Annotated in this window: 9 protein-coding genes; 3 read left to right on the forward strand and 6 right to left on the reverse strand. The window is 55.5% G+C overall.

Translation table 11 applies throughout. The features are described 5' to 3' along the window. The 4 genes from Q7T06_RS06620 to Q7T06_RS06635 all read right to left on the reverse strand — a co-directional run. The coding region (locus Q7T06_RS06620) for a glutamate--cysteine ligase (RefSeq protein ID WP_304782246.1) at nucleotides 1-545 on the reverse strand (545 nt) is incomplete at its 3' end. A gap of 202 nt (nucleotides 546-747) precedes the next feature. Then, complete coding sequence (locus Q7T06_RS06625; protein WP_304782249.1) at nucleotides 748-2,265, reverse strand: ammonium transporter; 1,518 nt, start codon at nucleotides 2,263-2,265, stop codon at nucleotides 748-750. A 10-nt stretch (nucleotides 2,266-2,275) separates the two neighbouring features. Next, on the reverse strand, nucleotides 2,276-2,614 hold the full coding sequence (locus tag Q7T06_RS06630; RefSeq protein WP_304782252.1) for a P-II family nitrogen regulator: 339 nt from the start codon (nucleotides 2,612-2,614) through the stop codon (nucleotides 2,276-2,278). A gap of 25 nt (nucleotides 2,615-2,639) precedes the next feature. Continuing rightward, a complete protein-coding gene (locus tag Q7T06_RS06635) occupies nucleotides 2,640-3,380 on the reverse strand; it encodes a TorF family putative porin (RefSeq protein ID WP_304782256.1) in 741 nt (246 codons plus the stop codon). 230 nt (nucleotides 3,381-3,610) lie between these two features. On the opposite strand from Q7T06_RS06635, the gene Q7T06_RS06640 reads away from it, so the two are divergent. The 3 genes from Q7T06_RS06640 (at nucleotide 3,611) to Q7T06_RS06650 (ending at nucleotide 5,887) form a co-directional block, all read left to right on the forward strand. Further along, a complete protein-coding gene (locus tag Q7T06_RS06640; protein WP_304782260.1) occupies nucleotides 3,611-3,850 on the forward strand; it encodes an accessory factor UbiK family protein in 240 nt (79 codons plus the stop codon). 111 nt (nucleotides 3,851-3,961) lie between these two features. Beyond that, entirely contained in the window at nucleotides 3,962-4,321 is a 360-nt protein-coding gene (locus Q7T06_RS06645) for an aminoacyl-tRNA synthetase (RefSeq protein ID WP_304782265.1), read from the forward strand. Between the two features lie 45 nt (nucleotides 4,322-4,366). Continuing rightward, nucleotides 4,367-5,887 carry a YifB family Mg chelatase-like AAA ATPase gene (locus tag Q7T06_RS06650; protein WP_304782268.1) on the forward strand — a complete coding sequence of 507 codons (1,521 nt, stop codon included), beginning with the start codon at nucleotides 4,367-4,369 and terminating at the stop codon, nucleotides 5,885-5,887. 51 nt (nucleotides 5,888-5,938) lie between these two features. On the opposite strand, the gene Q7T06_RS06655 is transcribed toward Q7T06_RS06650, so the two are convergent. Then, nucleotides 5,939-6,184 (reverse strand): hypothetical protein, encoded by a 246-nt coding sequence (locus Q7T06_RS06655; RefSeq protein ID WP_304782271.1) that lies wholly within the window; start codon nucleotides 6,182-6,184, stop codon nucleotides 5,939-5,941. A 38-nt stretch (nucleotides 6,185-6,222) separates the two neighbouring features. Further along, nucleotides 6,223-6,880: 5'-3' exonuclease H3TH domain-containing protein (locus Q7T06_RS06660; protein ID WP_304782274.1), on the reverse strand; the 658-nt coding region annotated here is incomplete at its 5' end.

Genomic DNA, 6,880 nt, shown 5'->3' on the forward strand with positions numbered 1-6,880 from the left:
GCCGACAAATCGTTATTCAGCAGGATCGTGCAAGGATCGAAATTCTTCAAGCCGACGCGGCGGCCATTATGCGAACGCTCCAGCGGCTCCAGCGTCAGCGTGGTGCCGTCCGGCAGTTCTATCGGCGTCGGGCCCGTCACATCCGGCGACAGCGAACCCAGGCGCACATTCAAACCGGTCTGGCGGAAGATCTGCATCAGGCGCGCGACGTTTTGCAGATAGAAGGTATTGCGCGTGTGGCCTTCCGGTATCAGCAACAGGTTCTTCGCATCCGGACAATATTTTTCTATCGCCGCCATTGCCGCCTGCACCGCCAGCGGCAGCATTTCCGGCGAAAGGTTGTTGAACCCGCCAGGAAATAAATTGGTATCGACCGGCGCCAGCTTGAAGCCGGCATTGCGCAAATCGACCGAGCAATAAAAGGGCGGCGTATGTTCCTGCCATTCCAGCCGGAACCAGCGCTCTATGGCTGGGGTGGCATTGAGGATTTTTTTCTCAAGGTCGAGCAACGGACCGTTCAAGGCCGTGACGAGATGCGGAACCATATAAACCTTTTTTGCTGAACTATCGTTGATTGACGCTGATTTTAACGGGAAACGCCTGTTGCGTCGCTAGCCCGGCAAGCATATGCACTCAATTTGGCATGCTTAGATTAGGGCCGAACGGCAATTTTAAAGCCCCAAACGAAAAAAGCGCCTCACGAAGAGGCGCTTTTGCACGCCCGCTTGCGCGGGCATGAACTAACAATTACGAGTGGTAAGCAGATTCGCCATGGCTGGTGATGTCCAGACCTTCGCGCTCTTCTTCTTCAGGAACGCGCAAGCCTATCACCAGATCCACCAGCTTGAAGGCCACGAAAGCCACCACAGCAGACCAGATCACGGTAGTGATCACGCCCTGGGTTTGAATCCAGACTTGACCCATGATCGAGTAGTCAGGAGCAACCGCATTGGCAACATAATCATAGATGCCGGAGCCGCCGAGCGACGGGGAGGCAAACACGCCGGTCAGGATCGCACCGAGGATACCGCCCACGCCATGCACACCGAACACGTCGAGTGAGTCATCAGCGCCCAACAGGCGTTTCAGACCATTCACACCCCACAGGCAGACGATACCAGCCAGCAAACCGATTGCCAGTGCACCCATAGGACCGACGAAACCGCAGGCTGGCGTAATTGCCACCAGACCAGCGACCGCACCGGATGCAGCACCCAGCATCGAAGGTTTGCCTTTAGCCATCCACTCACCGAAAGTCCAGGTGCAGACTGCAGCGGCGGTAGCCAACAGAGTATTAACGATACCCATTGCAGCCAGACCGTTTGCTTCCAGACCCGAGCCGGCGTTGAAACCGAACCAGCCCACCCACAGCAGCGAAGCGCCGATCATCGTCATCGTCAGCGAATGGGGAGCCATCGCTTCCTTGCCGTAACCAACGCGTTTGCCGATAACGTATGCGCCAACCAAGCCTGCGATAGCAGCATTGATATGCACCACGGTACCGCCAGCAAAGTCGAGTGCGCCTTTTGCGAACAACCAGCCCGATGCGGCAGTAGCAGCTTCAGCAGCGGCAGCGTCGGTGTAAGCGTCAGGACCAGGCCAGAACCAGACCATGTGAGCGATAGGCAGGTAAGAGAACGTGAACCACAGGACCATGAACAACAGCACAGCGGAGAATTTCACACGTTCTGCAAATGCACCGACGATCAGACCGCAGGTGATGGCTGCAAACGTAGCCTGGAAGGCAACGAAGCTGAACTCAGGAATCACGACACCCTTGCTGAAGGTAGCAGCCACGGTATCAACCGTGATGCCTTTCAGGAACAGACGATCGAATCCGCCTATGAACGCGCCGCCTTGCGTGAATGCCAGCGAATAGCCGTACACGCACCACAACACCACGATCAGCGAAAACACCATGAAGACTTGCATCAGCACGGACAGCATGTTTTTCGAGCGTACCAGGCCGCCGTAAAACAATGCCAGGCCGGGAATCGACATCATGATGACGAGGATGGTCGCAATCCCCATCCATGCGACGTCGCCTTTATTCGGCACTGGTGCCGGTGCTGCGGCAGCAGGTGCTTCTGGCGCGGCAGTTGCAGCGGCTGGCGCCGCAGCGGGAGCTGCGGCAGCCGGTGCTGCAACTACAGCTGCAGGTGTAGCGGCAGGTGCATCTTCTGCAACCGCCGGTGCCACAAACCCAACCGCGAGCAGCAAGGCGCCCGTCGCCAGGGCACTTGTGAACATTTTCTTGATACTCATCTCATTCCCCTTAAAGTGCTTCTTTACCGGTTTCACCGGTGCGGATGCGGACGACTTGCTGCAGGTCGTAGACAAAGATCTTGCCATCACCAATTTTGCCGGTTCTGGCCGCAGTTTCGATTGCCTCGATCGCGCGATCTACGATCCCGTCATCAACAGCCGCCTCGATTTTTGTCTTGGGCAGGAAATCAACCACATACTCTGCACCGCGATACAGCTCCGTATGCCCCTTTTGGCGACCAAAGCCTTTAACTTCAGTCACGGTAATGCCTTGTACGCCTATCGCAGACAAGGCTTCCCGCACCTCATCCAACTTGAAGGGCTTGATAATGGCAGTAATCAGTTTCATTTGAACCTCTTACGTTATTTTTAAATTAGAAAGCTTTGGAGATAGACAATACAGCTGTTGTCTCGCCCAGTTTTTTCGATTTGCCAGCACTGTTAGTAGCAGAGTAGAAGGTTTTATTTGCATCCGTACTTACGACTGCCAGGCCGATAGTTGCAAATCCGAAATCGCGTGCAAGACTGACTTTGTAATCGGTGTAATCGGCGTTAGCTACATTTTTGACGTTCTGTTGGCCGACATGGAAACCCAGCGTGGTTTTATCCGCAACTTCAAAATTGGCATTCAGTTCGAGGTAATCCGAGCCGTCGGAATTAGCAGCGCCAAAAAAATCGGAAACAGCATTACTGTATTTAAGAGTGAACCATTTGTAAGTTGCTGCAGCATACAGTTCGGTTGTATTGTATTTTTGGCCGCCAGCAATTTGAGCGCCTGGGTAGTAGTAATACAAAGCGCCTACGTCAGCTGTGATATCTGGAGTGACGGCAAACTTGTAGCCTGCATACAGATCCATTTCAATCGAGCCGTTCGTGAAGGAAGTGCCGCTAACATTCGAGTTCCAGTTGCCGACATAGAAACCGCTCGAATGCGCGTAATCGAAACCGCCTTGAACAGTTGGCTCTTTAAATGTTTGCGAAATACCACGGAAACGGTAGTCTGTTGCTACAGTCAAGTTACCTGTAAAAGTGTGTTCTGGCGCGGCAGCTTCTTGTGCGTTAGCAATACCAGCAAATGCACCCATTACGGCGACTGCAAGAATCAGTTTTTTCATGATATTCCCTTTAGAGTTAAATGTAGAAACCAAACATTGGTTGTCCTCGGACTTACATTTAGCAGGACTCATGCCAGCTTTTTAGGTAGGATGTATTATCATTTTTACTATTTATTATTGATTAATACAATCTTTATTGATCGCAGCAACTTAAATGTGCACTCTTCTAGCGCACATAAACAAGAATTGCACCTTCGTGGTGCTGAATAACTAATTTTTACGAGGTCAAGATGGAAAAGCCCAATTTTTTTAACGACATGCAAGACAAGATCAATCAGGTTTTGGAAAACTCTCCTGTCAAGGACATAGAAAAAAATGTAAAAGCGATGATGAGCCAGGGCTTTGCCAAACTGGATCTGGTCACGCGCGAAGAGTTCGATGTACAGGCTCAGGTACTCATCAATACGCGCGCCAAACTCGAAGCACTGGAAGCGCAAGTAGCCGCCCTGGAAGCGCAGCTGAAAAAATAAACGCAGTACAGCTGCGCGACTGCAATGCGCGCAACTGCTGCGGGCCTATTTATATAGGCACACATCGTTTCAGATCGCCAGGCAGTATCGATACCCAAAACAGGGGGCGCCATGCGCATGAGTGATGAAGAGTATTTCCGCAGCTGCGTATCCAAGGAACGTCAGCTGGCGCAATTGCTGGGTCACCATAACGTCGAAGAGTTTTACGAGAGTGCGGGTTCCTTATGGGAAAACACCCGGGTTTTGCCCAAATGGACACGCGACTGGCGCGCCTGCGGCCCCCTGATCGCTGAATACGAGCTGGCGATTGCCTATCAGGAGGCCCCTGGTGATCCGCACGGCAAGGCCATACAGATAGGCTCAACGCTGGTGCATATTGCCGATCACCCGACCCCGGACCAGGCCTTGATGGTCGCGATCGTCAAGGCAGTCATCGCCCGGCTCGAACACGCAAAACATCAGCGGCACTAATTAAAGCATAGAGGCGCAACCAGCCTTGGATACTCAAAGGAGCGTATGAGCCTAGCCGTTTTGACGAGTCGCGCGCTGGCCGGCATGCAGGCGCCGGAAGTAACGGTCGAGGTGCATCTGGCCAACGGCTTGCCTTCCTTCATGATCGTCGGCTTGCCGGAAACCGAGGTCAAGGAATCCAAGGACAGGGTGCGTGCGGCCTTGCAGAATGCGGGCTTTGAATTCCCGGCGCGGCGCATCACCGTCAATCTGGCGCCCGCCGATCTGCCCAAGGAATCGGGCCGCTTCGACCTGCCGATCGCGCTCGGCATACTTGCCGCTTCCGGCCAGATGCCGGCAGACGCGCTGGCGCGATATGAATTTGCCGGCGAACTCTCCCTATCCGGCGAATTGCGTCCGATACGCGGCGCACTGGCGATGACATTTGCAATGCATCGCAGCAGCAACGGCAAGCAACGCGCCTTCATATTGCCACGCATGAATGCAGATGAAGCGGCGCTGGTGCGCGATGTGACGGTTTTTCCTGCCGACACGCTGCTGCAGGTTTGCGCCCAATTCGCCGCCCTTGATGCAGACGCACGCCTGGTACGCCATGTCGCCGCACCGGTCAGCGAACGCCCGAGCTATCCGGATCTGGCAGACGTGAAAGGGCAGGCGCAAGCCAAGCGCGCACTCGAAGTTGCCGCCGCAGGTGGTCACAGCCTCTTGATGGTTGGGCCGCCAGGCACCGGCAAGTCGATGCTGGCGGCACGCTTTGCCGGCATCCTGCCGCCTATGACTGATGATGAAGCGCTGGAATCGGCAGCAGTGCAATCGCTGAGCAGCGGCTTTACCACCGCGCGCTGGAAAGTACGCCCCTACCGCGCACCGCATCACACCGCGTCCGGGGTCGCACTGGTCGGTGGCGGCAGCACGCCGCGCCCGGGCGAAATCTCGCTGGCGCATCGCGGCGTGCTCTTTCTCGATGAATTGCCGGAATTCAGTCGTACCGTGCTGGAAGTATTGCGCGAACCATTAGAGTCGGGACAGATCACGATTTCGCGCGCTGCGCGGCAAGCCGATTTCCCGGCACGCTTCCAGTTGATAGCAGCGATGAATCCCTGCCCATGCGGATATTTTGGTCATCCATCGAACAAGTGCCGCTGCACGCCCGATGTGATTGCGCGCTACCAGGGAAGAATTTCCGGTCCTCTGCTGGACCGCATAGACATGCAGATCCAGGTCGGCGCATTGGCGCATGCAGACTTGCTCAAGCAAGCCGATGGCGAACCATCCGCGCGTGTTGCCGATCGCGTGGCGCAAGCATCGGCGCGGCAACTGGCGCGCCAGGAGAAACACAATCACCTGCTATCGAGCAGTGAAATAGAAGATCACTGCAAGCCGGACGCTGCCGGCGAACAATTGCTGCGCACTGCGATGACGCACCTGAACTGGTCGGCACGCGCTTACCATCGGGTATTGAAAGTCGCGCGCACGATCGCCGACCTGGCAGATGCACCCGCGATCAGCCAGGCGCATGTGGCGGAAGCGATTCAATACCGTCGCGCATTACCGGAAAATAAATAGGCCATCATGCTGCCCGTTTAGCGTTGCCTGCTGCGTTGCTGATTCCGCTGCTTATTTTTCGGGCAGTATCGTCGTTTCATACAAGCCGGCCAGCGGCTTTTTCTTTCTGGCCCAGGCCACCGCCTGCTGCGCTTCGGCCAGCGTCATGACGGATGCCTTTTCACGATTGCGGATGAAGGAAACACCTTCGAAGACGCCTTCCTTGCTGCGCATCGCTTTTGCATAGACAGGAAGATCTTTCTCCGTTCCGTTTACTTTGCGTTGCTGGACGATATAACACTGTTCGATGTCGGTCATAAAAATTCGATTACAAAAGATGGAAGTGGATAAGGGCTTCAGCTGCTGCGCGAGGCATCAAATGCCAGCGTGTTCCAGGTCACGCCCATGCGCACATCGGCTTTCAACGCGACCAGTTTGCGCGACAGTTCCAGCTGTGCCTGATCCTTGCGCAGCCGTTCTCCAAGCGCGTCCTTGAGGATGCCGGCGCCCGCCATGATGCGCTCTATGCTGCCGTAACTCTGCAAGAGCTTGGCGGCAGTTTTCACGCCCACCTTGGAAACGCCGGGAATGCTGTCGGACACATCGCCCATCAAGGCCAGCAGGTCGGCCAGCATCTCGGGCGGCACGCCGAATTTGTCTGCCACCCATTTGCTGTCGTGCCACTCACCCTTGAAATGATCCCAGACTATCGCGCCATGCGCGATCAAGACATGCAGATCCTTGTCGGTCGAAGCAATGATGGCTTCGCCGCGACCTTCGCCCAGCCAGCGCATGACGCCGGTTGCGATCACGTCGTCGGCTTCGACTTCCGGCACCGAGACGACGTTTAATCCAAGCGCAGACAATTCCGCATAAAAATCCGGCAAGCGCTCTTTCAGCACGGCCGGCATGGGCTCTCGGTTTTCGCGATAGCGCGCGTAGAGATCATGGCGCCAGGTATGGCCACCAAAATCGAAGGCGGGCAGCACATGTGTAGGCTGGTGCGTGGCCAGC

It is taken from the genome of Herminiimonas sp. (genome assembly GCF_030645555.1).
Lineage (GTDB): Bacteria > Pseudomonadota > Gammaproteobacteria > Burkholderiales > Burkholderiaceae_D > Oxalicibacterium.

What these genes read in the sequence shown, in the direction of transcription:
- Q7T06_RS06625 (WP_304782249.1), bottom strand. Translation starts at nt 2,265, where the DNA reads ATGAGTATCAAGAAAATGTTCACAAGTGCCCTGGCGACGGGCGCCTTG.
- Q7T06_RS06630 (WP_304782252.1), bottom strand. Translation starts at nt 2,614, where the DNA reads ATGAAACTGATTACTGCCATTATCAAGCCCTTCAAGTTGGATGAGGTG.
- Q7T06_RS06635 (WP_304782256.1), bottom strand. Translation starts at nt 3,380, where the DNA reads ATGAAAAAACTGATTCTTGCAGTCGCCGTAATGGGTGCATTTGCTGGT.
- Q7T06_RS06640 (WP_304782260.1), top strand. Translation starts at nt 3,611, where the DNA reads ATGGAAAAGCCCAATTTTTTTAACGACATGCAAGACAAGATCAATCAG.
- Q7T06_RS06645 (WP_304782265.1), top strand. Translation starts at nt 3,962, where the DNA reads ATGCGCATGAGTGATGAAGAGTATTTCCGCAGCTGCGTATCCAAGGAA.
- Q7T06_RS06650 (WP_304782268.1), top strand. Translation starts at nt 4,367, where the DNA reads ATGAGCCTAGCCGTTTTGACGAGTCGCGCGCTGGCCGGCATGCAGGCG.
- Q7T06_RS06655 (WP_304782271.1), bottom strand. Translation starts at nt 6,184, where the DNA reads ATGACCGACATCGAACAGTGTTATATCGTCCAGCAACGCAAAGTAAAC.